Source organism: Nocardia terrae (assembly GCF_009760405.1).
GTDB classification, from domain to species: Bacteria; Actinomycetota; Actinomycetes; order Mycobacteriales; family Mycobacteriaceae; genus Nocardia; species Nocardia terrae.
The window spans coordinates 222643-241546 of the sequence record NZ_WRPP01000008.1 but is presented as its reverse complement, the minus strand read 5'-3'; the positions used below and the strand labels follow the sequence as shown (position 1 = coordinate 241546).

General features: G+C 65.4%; 18 protein-coding genes and 1 pseudogene. 9 read left to right on the top strand and 10 right to left on the bottom strand.

What is annotated here, in order from left to right; genetic code table 11:
* Positions 1-161: 161 nt before the first annotated feature.
* The 7 genes and pseudogenes from rnhA to GPX89_RS34225 form a co-directional block, all read right to left on the bottom strand.
* Positions 162-577, bottom strand: a pseudogene (rnhA, locus tag GPX89_RS34255) (ribonuclease HI); the annotation flags it as partial.
* A gap of 470 nt (positions 578-1047) precedes the next feature.
* A complete protein-coding gene (locus tag GPX89_RS34250; RefSeq protein WP_157391841.1) occupies positions 1048-1926 on the bottom strand; it encodes a hypothetical protein in 879 nt (292 codons plus the stop codon).
* A gap of 18 nt (positions 1927-1944) precedes the next feature.
* Positions 1945-2466: a hypothetical protein gene (locus GPX89_RS34245; protein ID WP_157391840.1), complete on the bottom strand. Its 522-nt coding sequence runs from the start codon at positions 2464-2466 to the stop codon at positions 1945-1947.
* Positions 2467-2630: 164 nt separating this feature from the next.
* Positions 2631-5183, bottom strand: a complete 2553-nt coding sequence (locus tag GPX89_RS34240; RefSeq protein WP_157391839.1) for a TPR repeat region-containing protein — start codon at positions 5181-5183, stop codon at positions 2631-2633.
* The gene (locus GPX89_RS34235) at positions 5183-5494 is read right to left on the bottom strand and encodes a hypothetical protein (RefSeq protein ID WP_157391838.1); all 312 of its coding nucleotides are present in this window, start codon (positions 5492-5494) and stop codon (positions 5183-5185) included. The genes GPX89_RS34240 and GPX89_RS34235 overlap by 1 nt, the downstream gene beginning before the upstream one ends.
* Before the next feature lie 122 nt (positions 5495-5616).
* Positions 5617-7086, bottom strand: a complete 1470-nt coding sequence (locus GPX89_RS34230) for a sodium:solute symporter family protein (protein WP_157391837.1) — start codon at positions 7084-7086, stop codon at positions 5617-5619.
* Positions 7083-7418 carry a DUF3311 domain-containing protein gene (locus GPX89_RS34225; protein WP_157391836.1) on the bottom strand — a complete coding sequence of 112 codons (336 nt, stop codon included), beginning with the start codon at positions 7416-7418 and terminating at the stop codon, positions 7083-7085. The genes GPX89_RS34230 and GPX89_RS34225 overlap by 4 nt, the downstream gene beginning before the upstream one ends.
* Positions 7419-7760: 342 nt before the next feature.
* On the opposite strand from GPX89_RS34225, the gene GPX89_RS34220 reads away from it, so the two are divergent.
* The 7 genes from GPX89_RS34220 to GPX89_RS34190 all read left to right on the top strand — a co-directional run bounded on the left by GPX89_RS34220 (position 7761) and on the right by GPX89_RS34190 (position 14260).
* Positions 7761-8297: a hypothetical protein gene (locus GPX89_RS34220; RefSeq protein ID WP_157391835.1), complete on the top strand. Its 537-nt coding sequence runs from the start codon at positions 7761-7763 to the stop codon at positions 8295-8297.
* A gap of 2 nt (positions 8298-8299) precedes the next feature.
* Positions 8300-9418 carry an exonuclease domain-containing protein gene (locus GPX89_RS34215; protein WP_157391834.1) on the top strand — a complete coding sequence of 373 codons (1119 nt, stop codon included), beginning with the start codon at positions 8300-8302 and terminating at the stop codon, positions 9416-9418.
* 217 nt (positions 9419-9635) lie between these two features.
* The gene (locus GPX89_RS34210) at positions 9636-10616 is read left to right on the top strand and encodes an alpha/beta hydrolase (protein WP_157391833.1); all 981 of its coding nucleotides are present in this window, start codon (positions 9636-9638) and stop codon (positions 10614-10616) included.
* A gap of 88 nt (positions 10617-10704) precedes the next feature.
* Positions 10705-10974 carry an adenylate cyclase gene (locus GPX89_RS34205; protein ID WP_157391832.1) on the top strand — a complete coding sequence of 90 codons (270 nt, stop codon included), beginning with the start codon at positions 10705-10707 and terminating at the stop codon, positions 10972-10974.
* Between the two features lie 60 nt (positions 10975-11034).
* A complete protein-coding gene (gene gcvT, locus GPX89_RS34200) occupies positions 11035-12135 on the top strand; it encodes a glycine cleavage system aminomethyltransferase GcvT (protein WP_328602630.1) in 1101 nt (366 codons plus the stop codon).
* A gap of 312 nt (positions 12136-12447) precedes the next feature.
* Complete coding sequence (locus GPX89_RS34195; RefSeq protein WP_328602629.1) at positions 12448-12906, top strand: GNAT family N-acetyltransferase; 459 nt, start codon at positions 12448-12450, stop codon at positions 12904-12906.
* A 253-nt stretch (positions 12907-13159) separates the two neighbouring features.
* Complete coding sequence (locus GPX89_RS34190) at positions 13160-14260, top strand: branched-chain amino acid aminotransferase (RefSeq protein ID WP_157391831.1); 1101 nt, start codon at positions 13160-13162, stop codon at positions 14258-14260.
* 289 nt (positions 14261-14549) lie between these two features.
* Here GPX89_RS34190 and GPX89_RS34185 read toward each other — a convergent pair whose 3' ends face one another.
* Positions 14550-15266 (bottom strand): MBL fold metallo-hydrolase, encoded by a 717-nt coding sequence (locus GPX89_RS34185; RefSeq protein ID WP_157391830.1) that lies wholly within the window; start codon positions 15264-15266, stop codon positions 14550-14552.
* A 159-nt stretch (positions 15267-15425) separates the two neighbouring features.
* Between GPX89_RS34185 and GPX89_RS34180 the strand changes: the two genes are divergently transcribed.
* Positions 15426-16280: an RpnC/YadD family protein gene (locus GPX89_RS34180; protein WP_157391829.1), complete on the top strand. Its 855-nt coding sequence runs from the start codon at positions 15426-15428 to the stop codon at positions 16278-16280.
* Between the two features lie 312 nt (positions 16281-16592).
* Here GPX89_RS34180 and GPX89_RS34175 read toward each other — a convergent pair whose 3' ends face one another.
* Both GPX89_RS34175 and GPX89_RS34170 read right to left on the bottom strand, forming a co-directional pair.
* A complete protein-coding gene (locus tag GPX89_RS34175; protein WP_328602628.1) occupies positions 16593-17558 on the bottom strand; it encodes a carbohydrate kinase family protein in 966 nt (321 codons plus the stop codon).
* Positions 17559-17677: 119 nt separating this feature from the next.
* On the bottom strand, positions 17678-18028 hold the full coding sequence (locus tag GPX89_RS34170) for a HesB/IscA family protein (protein ID WP_040815950.1): 351 nt from the start codon (positions 18026-18028) through the stop codon (positions 17678-17680).
* Between the two features lie 284 nt (positions 18029-18312).
* Here GPX89_RS34170 and GPX89_RS34165 point away from each other — a divergent pair, with 284 nt between their 5' ends.
* Positions 18313-18891: a DUF3043 domain-containing protein gene (locus tag GPX89_RS34165; protein WP_407939519.1), complete on the top strand. Its 579-nt coding sequence runs from the start codon at positions 18313-18315 to the stop codon at positions 18889-18891.
* Positions 18892-18904: the final 13 nt, after the last annotated feature.

The window sequence follows — 18904 nt, the reverse complement described above, 5'->3', positions numbered from 1 at the left end:
ACATGGCAGAGCCCTGATTCGCGTGTGGGAGTGGAGCACTGCGCACCGGATTTGGTCACGGCGCCACAGGGTTTCGTGGGCGAGGTCGACGGCGTGCGCGGCGCACGTGGGCTGGGAGAGACAGTGCCTGGCTGATCCGGCGATCCGCCCACCGCGACCCTCCCGCGAACGGCCAAACGATCGGCTCGCTCGTTCTCCGGGTGTCCGGCATGGCCCTTCACCCACTCCCACTCGACCTCGTGCTCAGCGCACGCTGCGTGGAGTCGTTGCCACAGATCAGCATTCTTGACCGGCTCCTTCTTCTGAGTGAGCCAGCCATTGGCCTGCCACTCCGGCACCCATGCGGTAATCCCATCGCGGACATAAGTGCTGTCGATGAAGATTCGAACCTGTGACGAGCGGGTAAGCCGCTCCAGCGCCTGAATCGGGGCGGTCAGTTCCATCCGGTTATTGGTGGTGGGTCCGGGATCTCCTCCACAGAGTTCGAGTTCGCGTGTTCCGTACCGCAACACGGCACCCCACCCACCCGGCCCGGATTCGGACTGCACGCTCCGTCTGTGTAGATCTGAATCTCCATGCCGCCCCGGCCCTTCCTCCCGATTCCCGTTCCTCACTATGGCATCTTGCACGGCTCTCGCCCCTGGATTGTCTAGTCCGGGCCACTGCCGTAGCCGAACTGGCGCGCCAACGCCCAGTTGCTCTCTTCGATGACGAAGGGGCCAGGAAATGTGGTGCTCGGATTCGGTGATCACGGCTTCCTGGGTGATGTATCGGAAGGCTTCGATCTCGTCTGTGTCCTCCTCGGCGAGATCGGCGGACCGGTATTCGTAGCTGGCGGAGCCGCCGAGCCGTCTGCCGGGCAGTCTCGTTGCCCGCCTGCACATCTGGCTTGAGGTGACCCGCATCGACGGTACGTGATCCAGGAAGGAGTCGCGACCTGCCGGGTTTCAATGAGTGCGATCGTGGTTCGGGTGACGCTTGCCTCTGCATGTTGGTGTCACGCGAACCAGCCGTATTGGGGCCGCGGCGTATTCCGGGGCGCATCGGTCATGGCGGTGTGGTTTCGTCGTTTCTCGCGAGGAGGAATCGGGGTGGTATCGTGTGGCGGGGGATGTAGGCGTAGCGGAGGTCCGAGCCGCCTGGTCGGGATATCACGCCGTACCGCAGGGGATCTCCGGCGAACCAGGCCTGCATTGTGGTGTGGTTGATGAGTTTGCCGCGCTGGTGAGGCCAGGTGCTGAGCAGCAGGACGGTGACCGGTTTGCCGGTGGGGCCCAGGAGAGCTACCCATTCGTAGCGGCCGCCGCCGATGTAGGTGATCGGCCAGGCGGTCCAGGGGTGTCGGCGCAGCGATCGCGACTTGCGGTGGTGGAGCCATACCGCCGCGGCACCGAACACCGTGCCCAGGATTCCGAAAACGCCGGATAGCTGGGTTGTGATGGAAATCAGGAAATCCGGATTCACCGACCGGTCGATGAGGAACACCGCGAGCACCGCGCTTCCGATGCCGGCGAGCAAGAGAAGCCAGGCGCGAAATGCGCTCGCCCGCAGATTCGCTCGCGCCGCGGGGAAGTCGATGGCGGGCATCGGGGCGGGATCGGGCTCGATGACCGCGTTCCTGAACTTGTCCAGCTCCGCTCCGAACGCTGTGTTCAATCGCCGCTGCTCGTCGAGATCGGTTCGGACGAGATAGAAGTCGGCGACACTTCGACCGCCGGTCGACAGCCTTCTCAGATGCTCGACGGCGCCTTGAACCGCCTCGATGTCGGTCAGCTCGGTGCTTGCCAGCAGGTCCGAGATATCGAGAAATCTGTTGCGCCAGAGCAGGATCTCGTTGGTCTGACGTTCATCGTCCAGCATCGCGATGATCCGGGAAGCGGCCTTCGCGGCCTGCTTGCGTCGTTCGCTCAGGTGAGGGCTGCTCATCGGACCCGAATACCGGCGCTATTTGCCTGTGGGAAGGGGAGCCGGGGGTTGTTGGATGAACGGGCTGGGCATGAAGGGTTCGCAGGTCTGGCGTGCGAGATCATCGGACTGGCCTGGCCGTTGAACGAAATCGGCGTCGGCGTTGCCGACTACCAACAGGCGAGGCGTCGGGGACTTCTCACCTGTTGCGGACGGCTCACCGGTGAGGGCGACTATCGATCGGTAAGGCGTGTAGCGGAGATTGGGATCGCTCAAACTCAGCTCGCCATTTCCGGTGGTGGAGTACGCGCCGGGGGAGTTGTACATGCAGTAGGTGACCAGCCATCGGTTGTCTGGCTGGTCGTTCACTGCGACGGTGCGGTAGATGACTTCGCCGGTTTCGGGGCGCGGTCGGATGCCATCCGAGGACCAGCGTTGGTCGTGGCTGACCCGAGCGTTGATCTGTGGGATCAACGAGTCGTCTGGATGCACCTGCATTTTGGACTTCAGCACCTTGGTTTCGAGGGCGAGGTCCGCTGCGGCCGATTCGAGACCGGTCAAGGGGACCGCGTTGTCGTGCCGAAACTGAAGCGGTGGGTACGGGAATGCGGCTGCTGTCGCGCTGGGTGGAGCCGAGGATGTGGGGCTGGAAGACTCTGTGCTCGAACAAGATACGGCTGCGGTTGATGCCAAGGCGATGCACAACGCGGTCGTGACCTTCAGCTTCAAAGTTGATTCTCCTTGCCGTACAGGATGACCGACAGGCTGGTGCCGTTCTGTCCGATGCCCTGGAGTACCTCGATCCCGTGCGTTTGGCCGTAGTCGGTCAGGAACTGTCCGAATCCCTCTGAATCGAGGTATGCCTGAACGGAATCGCGCTCGGGTCGATCCAAAGAATCGCTCAGATTGACGGCTTGACCCGTGTGCTCGTCGATCAGATTGTGGGGCAGCCTGCCGGTGTCATGTGCCGTATCCAGCAGTTCCTGGCGAAAATGGCGTATTCCTGCCTCGTTGATCTCGGTCGCGTTCGGATACTGCACTTCCATTTTGTGCGGCTCGGGAATGAACTTGCTGATCAGACTTTCCGTGACCTTGTCTCCCAGAACGTCGGATACCTTCGAACTCACCTCGCCGCCGGGAGTGAACCCGAGCGAGCTTTGACCGACCTTCGCCACGATCTCGGCGGCAGCTTTCTTCTTCTCGTAGATATCCTGCATCTTGCTGTTGTATTCGTGGATGCTGTTGTTGTCCTGATAGCTCAGAGCATTCTGTGCGGCGTTGGTGAACCGGCCGTCGAGGCTCGCCAACTGCTGCAGCGACGACTTCGCGTACTCACCCGGCGGCAGATCGTGCTGGGTGAACGCTTGGTTCAGGATTTGGGTTTCGTAGGACTGCCGTGCGACTTCCAATGTCAGTCGGCCCTGGTCGGATTGGCTGGCGAGGAACAGCAGGCGGTTGGCGTCTGTCACTTGGAGTTGAGCTTCGCCGACCTCTGGAAGATAGGCGGTCTTGGGTAGATTCGTCGCGTCGGCAAACGCGTCGATGTTCGAGCCCATCGCGTGCGCCAAGGCACGGGACAGCTCCGGATTGGCGACGAATGCGTCGGTGGTCTTCACGAACTTGTCGTGGTCGAGCACACCACCACTGCGATTCAGTTGTGGCTGGTCCCCGTGATGCGCGGGATCCTGCGGTGCTTCCAGCGGTGCGAAGATCCCGGGTAGTCGGGTGAGTGTCTCGCGGGCGTGTAGCGCCTGCAGCGTGGGCTTGCCATCGGGGCCCAGATCGTGGGAGTCGGTCCCGATCCAGTCGACCATCGAGCCGATTGCCTTGCCGCCATCGTCCCAATTCTTGTGCTGGAACATCGAGTTGACGACCTTGGGGTCGTATGGTTCGAAGCTCTGGCCCGGGACCCCTTTGCCGAACAATTCATCGCTGCCGTGCCCCGTGAGCGTGGCGTAGGTGGCTTCGTGGTTGCGGGCACCCACGCTGAGGAAGTCCTGAGCGCTGTGGTCGGTGTTGCGAACCCAGTCCGATTCTTCCAGGGTTGCCGACTTGTACGGGGCGTAGCCGCCGTGGTCGGATATCCAGATCTGATGTGCGGCTTGGCGTTCCAGTTCCACCCCGAGGCGCTGACCCGGTATGTAGTTTGGATCGCCGCTGTTGAGGAAGCGGCCGAATTTGACCATGTCCTCGGTGTAGTCGAACAGGGCGTGGCGGTCGTCGATCGGGCCTTTCCCCCACATGACAGCGCGGTAGTCGTCGGGAAGGTCACGGGTGTTGGAGTCCGGTGCGCCGCCGACCTTCGGTCGGGTGCCGATCATTTCGCGGACTTCCGAGTTCAGCTTGTTGTAGCCGCCGCGATCGGCGACCTGGCCATCGGGTCCTCGGGTGACAACCTTCTCGTTGGAGAGGGTCAGCATGTTGTTGATCAGTTCCTGCCGCAGCTGGAGAGCTTGCGGTGATCCGTTGGCTTTCAGGGAATCCGAGAGCTGCCACAGGCCGTCGCGGCCGGCCTTGTCGTAGAAGTTCGATAGGTAGTCCATGGTCGATTGCGGGACCGTGATCTCGCCGCCTTTGGCCAGGATCGCCAATTGATCCGGCGGCAGGCTCGTTCCGGCGAGACGGTCTGCGATCTGTGCGATCTTCTTGTCGGACAGTTTCCCATCGGAGACGTCCTCGCCGTCTTTGCGGCCGAGCTCGGCCGGATCGACCTTGGTCAGAGACGGTGTATCGATTCCACTGCCGAGTTGATCGCCGCGGGTCCGAACGTTGTTCGAGGCGTTGACGATTCCGGCGATCACTTCGCCGACCGCGGTCAGCAGGCCGGATTTCGCGGTATCGATCAAGCCCTGGTGGTGGTCGATCCGCTCCTGGATCTTCTTCTTGTCCTGGTCGGAATAATCGCTCGCGGTGTACGGCTTGGCGTGAACCTTCCAGCCATCGTCGACGGTCAGTCCGACAGGGCAGTCGCCGTCGTGCTCGGCATCGGACACGCGCCCGAGCAGGACGCGTCGTTCGTCGGCGAGGCGACTGTCCGCGGTACGCAGCGCCGTCGAGACGTCCCGGATCTCCTGCGAGAGTTTGAAGCCCTCGTCGTGCTCTTCACCGAATCGGTCATACGCGGCGAGATAGGCATTGCCGGACCAGTCGGTGCCGCGAAATTGTGTGACGCTGCGGTCGAGTTGGCCTTCGTAGCTGGTCGTCTTGGCATCGAGCTCGGTCGCCCACTCCGATAGCTTCTCGGGCTTCCAGCTCTCGACATCCTTACGGCCCGGCATCAGGCGGTATCCCCGGTGCGGAAGAAGTGCATTTGTTCGAGGCGGTTCTTGAACTCGGTGTCGGTGACCTTGATGTCGTCGGCGCACTGATTGACGATTCCGGCGAGCGTGCGCATGCGTTCGGCGATGCGTAGCCACGCGCCCTCGGTGTACTCGCCCGCCTGCGAGCAGGCCGCACCGATCGGAATGCCGGGGAGCGCGTCGCCGACCTTGTCCCCGGTCGTGCGAACGTCCAGGTTGTCGATCTCGTCGCCGACCGAGGTCACTGTTGTGGCCAGCTTCTTGAGTTCGTCGATATCGGCCTGGAACATGCTGCAGCCGCCCCTCTGATCATCAGCAATCTTCTGGAAATGACTCCGATCAGGTTTGAAGTCATGCCTTGAATCTGAATCTTGCCAGATAAGCGTGCTTGAAAGAGTCGCCGGGTGGGTCGTTATGCCTTGTTGACCGCCTGCCTTGCGGTGAGCGGCAAATTGTCAGCAGGCTCCGATTGTCGGGAGATCGCTGCGGCAACCGCCAGGTTTGCCGCCAGGGCGAACAAGCCGCCGTTCACTCCGAAGAGCGGGTCGTAACCGGTGGCGTGGAGTAGGAGGACGATGGCGCCACCGGTGAGGAGGCCTGCGCCGACGCCGATAGCGGTCAGACGGCGCCAGTAGAGGCCTAGCAGGACTGCGGGGACCAGTTGGGCGATGCCCTCGTAGGAGAGGACTGAGAGGTTGACGAGGAGCTTCGGGTAGAGGACGGCTCCGCCCAAGGCAAGCAGGCCGACGAGGAGACCGATTAGTTGGGAGGCGCGGCGTTGGCGGGAATCGGTGGCGTTGCCGTGGAGGCCGCCGCCGAGGATTGTTCGGCCGCAGAGGGTTCCGATGGCGATGAGGAAGACGCTCATGGGGACGATGGCGGAGAGGGCGCCGGCTGTGCCGATCAAGGCGACGATCGGGGAGGGGAGGGAGTCGGTTACCAGGGTGAAGAGGGCCAGGTCGGGGTTTTTCAAGGCCGGGGCGGCGAACAGCGCCGCTGCCCCGATCAAGATGGGGATCAGGAGGAGGACCTGGTACCAGGGGAGGAGGATTGAGTTGCGGCGGAGGGCGTTTGGGGATTTGGCGGAGAGGTAGCCGGCGACTGTGGTCGGGAAGACGCAGATGGTGATGGCGTTCAGGAGGATGGTGGAGACGAACCAAGAGGCGCCGAAGGTGCCGCCGCCCGCGCCGGGGAAAGTCAGCCAGTTGGGCTTTTCGGCCACGAGACGGTTCAGAAGCTCGCTCGGGCCGTGGAAGTAGTGCCAGGGGATGTAGATCGCGAGGATGGCGATCGACAGGACTGCGAGGCTGTCCTTGAGGACGCTGACCCAGGCTGAGCCGCGTAGGCCTGAGGTCAGGATGAAGGTTTCGGCGACTATGAATGAGATGACGGCGGCTGTTTTCAGGTTGATTGCGCCGTAGGACATGGCGTTGACGACTACGCCCATGCCCTGGATCTGGAGCTGTACGTAGGGCACCAGGAAGATCGTGCAGATCAGAGCGACTGCGATGCCCAAAGGGCGTGAGCGGAAACGGTGTTCGGCGATGTCGGCGATCGAGACCAGGTGGTGGCGGGCGCAGTAGGTCCACAGGGCGGGGGCTACGAGGTAGGCGACGGCCAGGCCGGTGCTCAGGTACGCGATCAGGTAGAAGATCGGGATGCCGTAGCGGTAGGACCAGCCGGCCGCGCCGAGGAACGAGAAGCTGGTGTAGCTTTCGCCGGCCATCAGGACCAGGACGAAGAGGGTGCCGAGGCCGCGTTCGGTGATGGACCATTCGGACAGGGAGCGGGCTCGGCCGCGGGCGGAGAGGACGCCGATCGCGACCGTGGCGAGCATGGCGGTCGCGAACAGGGATACCGCTACTGTCGCGTGGCCGCTCATCGGGGGTCCTCGGCTTCGCCGTTGGGGCGGGTGATGCCGGGGGTCGATGATTCGGGAGATTCGCCCGATGCCGCGGAGGGGTCGGCGGGGATGAATTCCGGCGCGCCGGAACGGTATGCGGGGTCGAAGCGGGCGACGAGCCAGATCAGTGGGCCGGTCAGAATCGTCACGGCGATGAGATAGGCGATCAGGAACGGGATGCCGAGGATCCGGGGTTCGATGCGGTTGGCGACGACAGGGGCCGAGCAGTAGAGGGCCCCGGGTAGCGCTAGGAGTAGCAGCGCGGGGCCACGGCGGCGCAGGGGGACGGCGGGTGAAGCCGGGTCGGACATGGATCCTCCGTGTCGCGGGGGCGCTGTCCGTGCGAACTATTCCACGCGCCGGATCAGGGGTGGCATTGCGGCGCGCGGGCGTTCGGCGCTGTACCTCACCGAGCTTGGCACTCTCGAACAGCTCGCCGCCCTGACCCGCTTCGGTCGTCGCGAACCGCGTCGCCGACCTCGGCGCTCGCGAACAGCGCGGTCATCAGGGGTGTCTCGGTCGATGTCCCGGGAGCGACACCGGTCGGTCGGAACTGTTTGGCTCCGTTGAGGATTCGAGCGGGGTTCCTGAAAGTTTGTCGGGGGGATGCTCTAACGTAACCCGGTATCTGTCCGCTACCACCGTGGAGCGTCATGGTTGCCTCGTTCGACCTTCATCCCCTGACGGTGCTGGGTGCGGCCGAGGAGCGGCTGGTCATCTGGCATGTGAATGTGGGGGCGGCGCTGGGGGAGTCGCGGCTATCGGGCGCTTGGGTGCTGGAGCGGTCGCGGGTCGCGGAGATCGAGAGTCTCACGCGGGGTTACCCGGTGGTGGTGACCGATGATGCTCGGGTCGGCGGTACCGCGGGGATTGTCGACGTTGATGCCACGGTGGAAACCGTGCGCGCCGCAATCGAATCCGCGGATGAGAAGTTCGATGAGCATCAGGCCGCGGGCGGGAAGCTGATCCGGCCGCAGTGGCCGGTCATCGTGCCCCCGGAGGAGGTGTCGCTGACGGACAGCCAGGTCGATGTCGTCGACGACTACATTCGGCCGGTGCTCACGCTGGCCCGGGGGCTGGCGGAGCTGGCCGATGCGTGGGCGGCGTTCGAATCGCTGCGGTTGGCCCGCGCGTTTCTGGTGGAGCTCGGTGGTTCCGTCGCGCGGCCGTTGCCGCTCGCGGTGCGGTGAGTATGGCGGGATTGTCGTTCGCCGCTATCGATGTCGAGACCGCGAATTCCGCGCGGGGCAGTATCTGCGCGGTCGGTGTCACGGTGGTTCGGGACGGGCGGCGCGGGGACACCGCGTCGTGGCTGTGCCGACCGCCCGCGGGGCTCGACTTCTTCAACTGGCACAACATTCGCGTGCATGGGATCTCCGCGGCCATGGTCGCCGACCAGCCGGAGTTCGCGCAGCGGTGGCCGGAGGTGGTCGGGCTGGTGGGTGAGCTACCGGTCATCGCCCACAATGCGGGGTTCGACAGCGGAGCCATCCGAGAAGCATGCGGCCGCAGCGGGATTCAGGCACCCGCCTGGTCATTCGGCTGCAGCCTGGCACTCGCGCGCCGCCACCTGAACCTCGACAGCTATCGCCTGCCGAATGTGGCGGCCGCCCTCGGCATCGACTTCACCAACCACCACGACGCGGCGGCCGATGCCGCGGCGGCGGCCGATATCGTGATCGCCTTGGCCGCCCGCGCGGGCGTCGATTCGCTGTCCGCGCTCGAGCGGATGGTGGTCGAACGTCCCCTGCGCGTCGAGCAGACGCCGCAGAGCTCTCGGGCCACCGGGCCGTCCGCGCAGACGTCGGCGGGCGGGCGGTGGAAAGCGCGGATGTCGGCGTCGAGCGGACAGGCGTCGGGTTCGTCGGCGTCCGCTGGCAGCCGGCCCGCGCGCACCTCCGATCGTGCGGCATCGGGTGCGGTCTCGACCGAGGCGTCGTCACGCCGATCCTGGTTCGGCCGTGCGGAATTGGTGCTTCCGGAAGTCGTCGGTGGCGACCCGTCCCATCCGCTCTACGGCGAAATCATCGTTTTCACAGGCGATCTCGCGGCCATGACGCGGCAGGAAGCCTGGAACGCGATCGCCGCCTGCGGCGCGACCCCCGCCCGGAACGTCACCCGGCGTACGACACGACTGGTCATCGGCGACGGCTTCCAGGGCGCTGATCCCGGCGCATTCACCACGACCAAGGCGCGCCGGGTCGCCGAACTGCAGACGCGCGGCCAGCGCATCGAGGTCATGGACGAGGCTGGGTTCCTCGCCGTCCTCGGCAGGGAAACCGGTCGCCTCGAGACGAGTGACACGGCGTGACTCCTCGGGACCGCTGCGCGGCCCGCTCGATGCTCACCAGCAGCTCCACGGTCCGATCGAGGGGTCGGCATGCTCTGGCAATGGGGCAACTCCGCTGATGGGTGTGAGTTGTACGTCGTTGCACGGTCGTGGCGGGCTGGGTAGAGAAGGTGGGGGACGTTTGGATGGGATCGAGGCGGATATGACGAGTACGCGTGGCCGACGCCGGTGGGTAGCGGTGGGAATCGCACTGATGGCGACGGTTTTCGCGTCGATGCCAGGGATGGCTGCCGCGGTGGAACCTGTGAATTCCGATGCGGCGGCAGCGGACGGGTCGCATATCGATCATGTGGTTCGGCAGGACGACCGGAAATCGAGTGTTTTCGTATATTCGGCCGCGATGAATCGGACCGTCGAGCTCTCGGTCATTCGTGCCGCCGATAATTCGGTTCCCCGGCCGACGCTGTATCTGCTCAATGGCGCGGAGGATGGCGTCGATGGCAACGGCTCCGAGGTTTCCTGGGAGACCCGCACCGATGTCGTCGACTATCTGGCTGATCAGAACGTGAACGTGGTGAACGTGCTCGATGGCCGGTACACGTATTACACCGACTGGCAGTCGGACGATCCCATGCTCGGCCGCAACAAGTGGACCACGTTCCTCACCCGGGAATTACCGCCCGTCCTCGACGATGCGCTGGATGCCTCCGGGCGCAATGCCATTGTGGGAGTGTCGATGTCGGCGACATCCGCGCTCGCGCTCGCCGAATCGGCCCCTGATCTTTACCAGAGTGTCGGTTCTTTCAGTGGCTGCGCGCAGACCGGTACCGATCCGGGCCGCCGGTTCCTGCAGGCCGTGGTGGTCTCCGGTGGCGGAAATCCCTGGAACATCTGGGGATTCGACGGTGCACCGGCGTGGACTGCCAACGATCCCTCGACGCCCGCCAACCTCGAGAAATTGCGTGGCATCGACCTCCATATCGCCGCTGGAACCGGTGCGAACCCGGCCGGGGCGGGCGGGGGACAGGTCGGGGCGTCCAGCACCGCTTTGGAGTCCACTGTCGAAACCTGCACGCGCGCTCTGCAATCCGGCCTGGAAGCCGTTGATATCCCGGCCGCCTTCGATTATCTGTCCGGCGGCGGCCACAATTGGCCTTCCTGGCAGATTGACTTTCACAAAGCATGGCCGGGAATCGCGCGCAGTCTCGGCCTCCGATGACGACTGAAACGAGAATTGCCGTGTAATTGCCGAACCTCTGGTCGCGATGAATCGTGTAGTCCATATCGCTACCAGCAAGGAGGCGGTGATGCGCAGAATCATCGCGACCGCGGCAATCGTTGTCGCAACCGGTGCGGTGTTCGCGGCCCCAGCTGTCGCGACCCCGACCGGGCAGACCGGGCCCCCGGACCAGTCCTGCCAAGCGTTGGAACCGAACACCCCCGGCGGCTCGGCCAACAGCCCGGGGTCGCCGTTCAACGAACCGGGCATCAACAGTCAGAACGGTGGAACCGGCGGAGCGCATTACTCGCCGCAGTCGCAGTACGACGTCGCCTGCTTCCAGCAGTCGCAGCACTGAGAACGTCACGGTTCGCGGCGCGGCGCGGGGTCTCGTCGCGATACCGATAAGCTGCTTCGGGTGACCGACGAGAAACTGCTGCAGGGACCCATCCACGCTGTTCATGTCGAGCTGGGAGCCAGCTTCGCGCCGTTCGGGGGGTGGGAGATGCCGGTTTCGTATGCGGGCACCGTCGGCGAGCACACCGCGGTGCGCGCGACCGTCGGCCTGTTCGACGTCAGCCACCTCGGCAAGGCGACCGTGAAGGGGCCGGGCGCCGCGGCCTTCGTCAACTCGGCGCTCACCAATGACCTGAACCGGATTCGCCCCGGCAAGGCGCAGTACACGCTGTGCTGCACCCCCGAGGGCGGGGTCATCGACGACCTCATCGCCTACTACGTCAGCGATGACGAGATCTTCCTCGTGCCCAACGCCGCCAACACCGCCACCGTGGTCGCCGAGCTGCAGAAGGTCGTGCCCGAGGGCATCACCATCACCGACGAGCACCGCGGCTACGCCGTGTTCGCCGTCCAGGGCCCGCGTTCCGCGGAGGTGCTGGCCAAGCTCGGCCTGCCCACCGACATGGAATACATGGCCTACACCGACGCCGAATGGGACGGCCGCCCGGTTCGCGTGTGCCGCACCGGCTACACCGGCGAGCACGGCTACGAGCTGTTGCCCCGCTGGGACGACGCCGAGGCCGTCTTCCGCGCCCTGGTCGCCGAGGTCCAGGCCGCCGGCGGCCAGCCCGCCGGTCTCGGCGCGCGCGACACCCTGCGCACCGAAATGGGTTACCCCCTGCACGGACACGAACTGTCCCTGGACATTTCGCCCCTGCAGGCCCGCACCGGCTGGGCCATCGGCTGGAAGAAGCCCGAATTCTGGGGCAAGTCGGCCCTGGAAGCCGAAAAGGCCGCCGGACCCCGCCGAATCCTGCTGGGCCTCAAGGCCATCGACAAGGGCGTCCTCCGCCAGGGCCAGACCGTCATGCGCGGCGACGACCAGATCGGCGAAACCACCTCCGGCACCTTCTCGCCCACCCTCAAGGTCGGCATCGCCCTCGCCCTCATCGACACCGCCGCCGGCATCAACCCCGGCGACCAGGTCGAGGTCGACGTCCGCGGCCGCCGCCTCCGCTGCGAGGTCATCAAGCCCCCGTTCGTCGAAACCCGCACGGCCTGAGCTGATCCCGATGCCTGACCGGGACCGCCGACTGTTCGTGGGCGCTCCCGGTAGGTTTCTTGAAGCCGTGGCTGCTGGCGATCCACCGTCCGCATCTCCGGCGGTCGGCCCGAGCCGGGACTGCCACGCTGCGCCCGGTCGCCGTGCCCGCCTCCACCAGCCGCCGCCACTCGATGAATTCGAGTCGGGCCGGAAGCGCGGGTCCGTTCGTGGGGGAAGATGTTCGCCCGGCTCCGAGGTGGCGTCGCGCCAGTTGTCTCGTCGTTTGGCGGGGGCCGCTCGTGCCGGGCGGGTAGTGGTTAGGGGATCGCGGTGGCATCTGAGGCTTTGATTCGGCAGGCCGTTCCCGGCGATTACGACGGCATCGCGGCTGTTGTCGACGACTGGTGGGGGCGTTCGGTTCTGCCTGCGGTGCCGAGGTTGTTCCTGGATCACTTCGCTTCGACCAGTTTGGTGGTCGAGCAGGAGGACGAGCTCGTCGGTTTCTTGATCGGATTGTTCGCGCCGGATGAACCGACCGGCGCGTACATCCATTTCGTCGGTGTGCATCCCGACCATCGTGGAAGCGGGCTGGCGCGCGAGCTGTACGGCCGGTTCATCGCGGGTGGGCGAGCCGATGGCCGCACGGTTTTCCGGGCGATCACCTCGCCTGGGAACACCGGCTCCGTGGCCTTCCACCGTGCGCTCGGGTTCACTGTCGCGGGGCCGGTCCCGGACTACAACGGTCCGGGCCGCGACATGATCACCTTCGAATTGCGTTCGGAGAAGTGACTTTCTCGGCTGCACCCGGGTGTGGACGGGGTCGTTCGGCGGTCTTCGGGCCCGGTTCCAGCACACTCACGGCGATCGGGGCGACTGCCGGTGCCCGGTGGGAACGGCACCGCTCGGGCAGCGGCTGCGCCGGGTACAGGTGTATGCCTTGTCCAGGGTTCTGGACAGTGACGGAGGCGGGAACCCTGACAGTCGGGGCTGGCAGGGGTGGCCCCCACCGGCGTGTCCGGGGCGGCGAATTAGACTCCAGGTCATGACACTTGCCGCGCAGTTCACCCGTGTCCCGCATCCCGCGCCGCTACCGGCGCAGCGGCGGCAGGAGATTCTCGCGGAGCCCGGGTTCGGGCGCTACTTCACCGATCACATGGTGTCGCTGGATTACATCGACGGGCAGTGGACCAATGGTCGCGTCGAGCCCTACGCGCCGCTGGCCATGGACCCGGCGACCATGGTGTTCCACTACGGTCAGGCGATCTTCGAGGGCCTGAAGGCGTACCGGCAGGCCGACGGCAGCATCGCCACCTTCCGGGTGGACGCCAATGCCGCGCGCTTCCGCCGCTCCGCCGCTCGCATGGCGATGGCCCAGCTGCCCGACGAGCTGTTCATCGAATCCATTCGCCAGCTGCTCGAGGTCGACGCCGACTGGGTGCCGGCCGCCGGTGGTGAGGACGCGCTCTACCTGCGCCCGTTCATGTTCTCCACCGAGGTCGGTCTGGGCGTGAAGCCCGCCGCCGCCTACAAGTACCTGCTGCTCGGCGGTCCCGCCGGCGCATACTTCCCGCGCGGGCTGAAGCCGGTCAAGGTGTGGTTGTCCACCGAGTATGTGCGCGCTGCCCCCGGGGGTACCGGTGAGGCCAAGGTGGCGGGCAACTACGCCGCGTCGCTGCTGGCCCAGCAGCAGGCCGCCGAGAAGGGCTGCGACCAGGTGGTCTGGCTGGACGCGTGCGAGCACCGCTACGTCGAGGAGATGGGCACCAACAACCTGTTCTTCGTCTTCGGCAGCGGCTCCGACGCCCGCCTGGTGACCCCGGAGCTCTCCGGCTCCCTGCTCCCCGGTATCACTCGCGACTCGCTCATCACCCTCGCCGCCGACTCCGGCTACAAGGTCGAGGAGCGCAAGATCTCGGTCACCGAATGGCGCAAGGGCGTCGAAACCGGCGACATCACCGAGGTTTTCGGTTGCGGCACCGCCGCCGTCGTCATCCCCGTCGGCTCGGTCCGCTCCGCCGAGGGCGAATTCACCATCGGCACCGGCGAGCCCGGCGAGGTCACCATGGCCCTGCGCGACACCCTCACCGGCATCCAGCGCGGCACCTTCGCCGACAACCACGGCTGGATGCGCACCCTGGCCTGACGGCCGAGTGAACGAATTACGCCCGCCCCGAACGAATTCGGGGCGGGCGTAGACGTAGATGACAGGAAGCGCGCCGCCACATGGGATCTGGCTGGATGGCACCCCGGCCCGGCGCGGCGGGACCGACACGTCTCGAGATATCCCGGGGCGGATGCGCAGCCTTCAATCCCCGCGGCGACCGCCCTCGATCCAGTCCACCGACTCGCCTGCGAGATTCGCCGAGTGGCACATTCTGGAGGCGAGATCGGACGAATCCCCTCCAGCATGTGCCACTCGATGAATGGCGGGGTCAGCTGGGCATGAACATGTGCCACTGGTCGAGGGTTTGGGGGCGCATGACGTAGTTGTGTTCCTTGATGTGGGTGAGGGAGGCGCTGGTTTCTTCCGAGTACCAGTGGCCCGGGTACACGGTCGGGTTCGACTTCAGGTCGGCGAGGTAGCGCAGGCTGCGGAACATGGCGTCGGAGTCGCCGCCGGGGAAATCGGTGCGGCCGCAGCCGTCGACGAAGAGGGTGTCGCCCGCGATCAACCGGTCTTCGAAGAGGAAGCATTGGCTGCCGGGCGTGTGGCCGGGCGTGTGCAGGAGTTCGATCTCGAAGCCGCCGACCGCGACCTTGTCGCCGTGAGCGTGGCCGGTCAGCTCGCTCGGCGCGATGCCGGTGACATTCGCGACCCACGGCAGTTCCTCGGTATTGACGTGCACTGCCACATCGGTCTTTTCGAGCAGCTCCTTCACCCCGCGCAGCGTGAACCCCATCATGGTTCCGCCGACATGATCGGGGTGGTGATGCGTGGCGAGCACCCCGGTCAACCGCATCCCATCACCCTCGGCGATGTCGACGAGTTGCCCCGCCTCGTAAGCCGGGTCGACAACCACGCACTCACCACTGTCCCGATCCCCGATCAGGTAGGCGAAGTTGCGCATCTGCGTGGCGATCGGATCGCCCACAGCCCAGTCGCGCCCGGACAGCAACTGGCGAAAGTACAAACGGTCGTCGGAGGCCATGCCCACAGCGTATTGCGCGCGATGTATCTCCCCACACCCGGACCGCCAACGAAACCCGAAGCCCACCCGTCGAAACCAAGCATCCGCATCCGAGCCAAATGTCCGAAAATGCTGCTTGAACAGGCTTTTCTTGTCGGTCCTGGTCGCTAACCTGCCTCCATGCCCTCGGTAGTGCACGAAGTACTCATCGACCTGTTCCGGCACCGCCCGCAACTGGTCGCCGAGCTCCTGCCGCTGGTCACCGACACGCCACTACCCGAATTCGACAATGCCCGACTGGAATCCGGCGACTGTCCGGATATCGATCCCACCGAGTACCGTGCCGATGCCGTGATCGTGCTGGCCACGGGCACCACCTCTCAGCTGGCTGTCGTGGTTGAAGTCCAACTTCGGCCGGACGCGGGCAAGAGTTGGAGCTGGCCGGTGTATCTGACGACCCTGCGCGCCCGATTGCGTTGCGACACGGTATTACTCGTCCTCTGTCCGAGCGAGCACACTGCCGCACGGTGCCGAAGACCCATTCCCCTGGCTCCGGGATGCATTCTGACACCGATCGTGATGGGCCCGTCGGACGTGCCGATCGTGACCGATGCCGGTATCGCTACCGAGAACCCGGAGCTTGCGGTGCTATCCGCGATTGCTCATCGGAGGGCCCCGGAGAGGAACGCAATCTTGACCACGCTGGCGACCAACGTAGTCGACGCGCCAGACGGAAAAATGTACATTGACCTGGTAATGGCCGTCTTGCCGCCGACGGCCCGGCACTTCTTGGGGAGCCTCATGACCGCCGGAACTTACAACTACAAGAGCGAGTTCGCCCGGCGCTATTACAGCGAGGGGCAAGCCGACGGCGAGGCCAAGGCATTGTTGGCGTTCCTCCGGGGGCGGGGGATCGCTCTCGATGATCCAAGCACTGCTCGTGTCGAGGCATGCACCGATATCGAGCAGCTCGATGTCTGGATCGGCAGGGCCGCGACGGCGAGCTCGGCCGACGAAGTGTTCGGGGTCGAATGACTCCCAGGTGGTACAAGTACAAAAGTGATTTTGCTCGCCGCTACTTCGAACATGGCGCAGCCAGAGGTGAGGCAGATGCGCTGTTGACGGTCTTGCGATGCCGGGGGATAACCGTGGACGCGACAACCGTTGACTGGGTTGAGCATTGCGTTGAAATCGGGGATGTCGGACTGCTGGACGAGTGGTTGGAGGCGGCTGCGACAGCCCATTCGGCTGACGAGGTCTTCGGGGAGCGGACTTTCCATACGTCGTGAGACCGAGACGGCCCCACCGATCGCGTGATCGGTGGGGCCGTACTCGTGGAGCGATTGGTCAGCGGAGGATGGGCTCGATTTCGGCGGCGGCTTCGGGGCCGTAGGCGTCGCGGAGGCGCTTCATGGCCACGTCGTGGTCGAGGGTCCAGTCCTGGGGGCCAACGGTTTCCAGGACCAGGACCGCCACCAGGGAGCCGAGCTGGGCGGAACGTTCGAGGGAGAGGCCGGCGGACTGGCCGGTCAGGAAGCCGGCGCGGAAGCCGTCGCCGACGCCCGTCGGGTCTTCCTTGGCGATGTCGGGGACGACGTCGACGTGGAGTTCGGTGCCGTCGCGGTCGACGATCTTGGCGCCCTTGGAGCCGAGGGTCGTCACGCGAATGCCCACGCGCTCACCGATTTCCGCCTCGGACAGGCCGGTCTTCTGGAGCAGGATGCCCCATTCGTACTCGTTGGAGAACAGATAGTCGGCGCCCTCGATGAGTCGCAGGATGGTCGGGCCGTCCACGAACGCCAACTGCTGGGAGGGGTCGGCGGCGAAGGGGATTCCGGCGGTGCGGCACTGATCGGTGTGGCGCAGCATGGCTTCGGGATCGTCGGCGCCGATGAGCACCAGGTCGAGCTCGCGGCCGAGCTCGGTGATGTCGATGTCGCGGGCCTCGGCCATGGCGCCGGGGTAGAAGGACGCGATCTGGGCCATGGTCTCGTCGGTGGTACAGACGAAGCGGGCGGTGTGCAGCTCGGTGGAGACGCGCACGGCCGAGCAGTCGACGCCGTTGTCCTCCAACCACTTCCGGTAGTCGCCGAAGTCCTGGCCGACCGCGCCGACCAGCAGCGGATTGCGGCCGAGCACGCCCATGGCGTAGCTGATATTTCCCGCGACGCCGCCCTTGCGGATCATGAGGTCATCGACGAGGAAGCTCAGCGACACGTGGTGCAGTTGGTCGGCGAGCAGCACATCGGAGAACTTGCCCGGAAAGCGCATGAGGTGATCGGTCGCGATGGACGCGGACACGGCGATGGTCACGGGGTGCGATCCTTACGTGGGGGAGGCGGGCCGAAAAGGGTCCGCACTAAAGAAAATAACCCGTACACACAGCAGCGCGGAACATCCGGTACGGGATGTTCCGCGCTGTGTGGGCTAGCTCAGTTGAAGCTGTCGCCGCAGGCGCAGGAGCCGGTGGCGTTCGGGTTGTCGATGGTGAAGCCCTGCTTCTCGATGGTGTCGACGAAGTCGATCGAGGCGCCCTGGATGTACGGGGCGCTCATGCGGTCGACCGCGAGCTTGACGCCGTTGAACTCCACGACCAGATCACCGTCGAGGGTGCGGTCGTCGAAGAAGAGCTGGTAGCGCAGGCCCGCGCAGCCACCGGGCTGGACGGCGATGCGCAGCGCGAGATCGTCGCGGCCTTCCTGATCCAGCAGCGCCTTCGCCTTGAGGGCGGCGGCTTCGGTCAGAGTCGCACCGTGAGTGGTGGTCTCGTTCTCAACAGTCATGAACTCTCCTAAGGGACCTGTTTTCAACCCGTGAAGGCGCACGGCTCGATGCCTGTCAACACCAGTCGGCGGGCGACTATTCCCCATCCTACGCGGCGCGTATTCGCCGGAAGCCCCAGGTTGCGCAGTCGCTGGGAGATTGCTGCTGAGGTGTGCGACACAACAATCAGGCAGACCAGGATTTTCCGGCAGACCTGTCATCGAATAGCCTGGTCGGCGTGAAGTTCCTGCGCCGTGGCGAGTCCACCCCCACCTCCGACAGTGTCGTCGACACCGAGACCGCGGTGGCGGACAAGACCGTCACCCTGGGTAAAGGGCGTCCGACCCCGAAGCGGCGCGAGGCCGAGGGCCGCAAGCGCGGTCCGGTCGCGCCCGCGCCGAAGACCGCCAAGGAGGCTCGCGCCCGCCGCAAGTCGCTGCGCGGATCCAAGGCCGATCGCAAGGCGGATTCGGCTCAGCGCCGCGCCGACGCGCAGACCCGCCGCGCGCGCATGCTCGCCGGTGACGAGCAGTACCTGCTCCCGCGTGACAAGGGCCCGGTCAAGGGGTATGTGCGCGACATCGTGGATGCGCGGCGCAATCTGCTCGGGCTGTTCATGCCGCTGGCGCTGGTGCTGATCGTCAGCATGATCCTCACGCCGGCGCTGCAGGCGATCGTGACGCTGGCCATGCTGGTGATGATGCTGTTCATGATCATCGAGGGCGTCGTGCTCGGCCGGATCGTGAACAAGCGGGTCCGGGAGCGGTTCCCGGACGCCACCGATTCCTCGTTCTCGCTGGGCTGGTACGCGTTCGTGCGCGCCTCGCAGGTGCGCCGGATGCGGGCGCCCAAGCCGCGGGTGAGCGCGGGCGACGCGGTTTAGCCGACTCTCGGAA

Excerpts from the sequence above, each read along its gene's own strand:
- GPX89_RS34250 (WP_157391841.1), bottom strand. The coding sequence starts at position 1,926 with ATGAGCAGCCCTCACCTGAGCGAACGACGCAAGCAGGCCGCGAAGGCC.
- GPX89_RS34240 (WP_157391839.1), bottom strand. The coding sequence starts at position 5,183 with ATGCCGGGCCGTAAGGATGTCGAGAGCTGGAAGCCCGAGAAGCTATCG.
- GPX89_RS34235 (WP_157391838.1), bottom strand. The coding sequence starts at position 5,494 with ATGTTCCAGGCCGATATCGACGAACTCAAGAAGCTGGCCACAACAGTG.
- GPX89_RS34230 (WP_157391837.1), bottom strand. The coding sequence starts at position 7,086 with ATGAGCGGCCACGCGACAGTAGCGGTATCCCTGTTCGCGACCGCCATG.
- GPX89_RS34225 (WP_157391836.1), bottom strand. The coding sequence starts at position 7,418 with ATGTCCGACCCGGCTTCACCCGCCGTCCCCCTGCGCCGCCGTGGCCCC.
- GPX89_RS34220 (WP_157391835.1), top strand. The coding sequence starts at position 7,761 with ATGGTTGCCTCGTTCGACCTTCATCCCCTGACGGTGCTGGGTGCGGCC.
- GPX89_RS34215 (WP_157391834.1), top strand. The coding sequence starts at position 8,300 with ATGGCGGGATTGTCGTTCGCCGCTATCGATGTCGAGACCGCGAATTCC.
- GPX89_RS34205 (WP_157391832.1), top strand. The coding sequence starts at position 10,705 with ATGCGCAGAATCATCGCGACCGCGGCAATCGTTGTCGCAACCGGTGCG.
- GPX89_RS34190 (WP_157391831.1), top strand. The coding sequence starts at position 13,160 with ATGACACTTGCCGCGCAGTTCACCCGTGTCCCGCATCCCGCGCCGCTA.
- GPX89_RS34185 (WP_157391830.1), bottom strand. The coding sequence starts at position 15,266 with ATGGCCTCCGACGACCGTTTGTACTTTCGCCAGTTGCTGTCCGGGCGC.
- GPX89_RS34180 (WP_157391829.1), top strand. The coding sequence starts at position 15,426 with ATGCCCTCGGTAGTGCACGAAGTACTCATCGACCTGTTCCGGCACCGC.
- GPX89_RS34170 (WP_040815950.1), bottom strand. The coding sequence starts at position 18,028 with ATGACTGTTGAGAACGAGACCACCACTCACGGTGCGACTCTGACCGAA.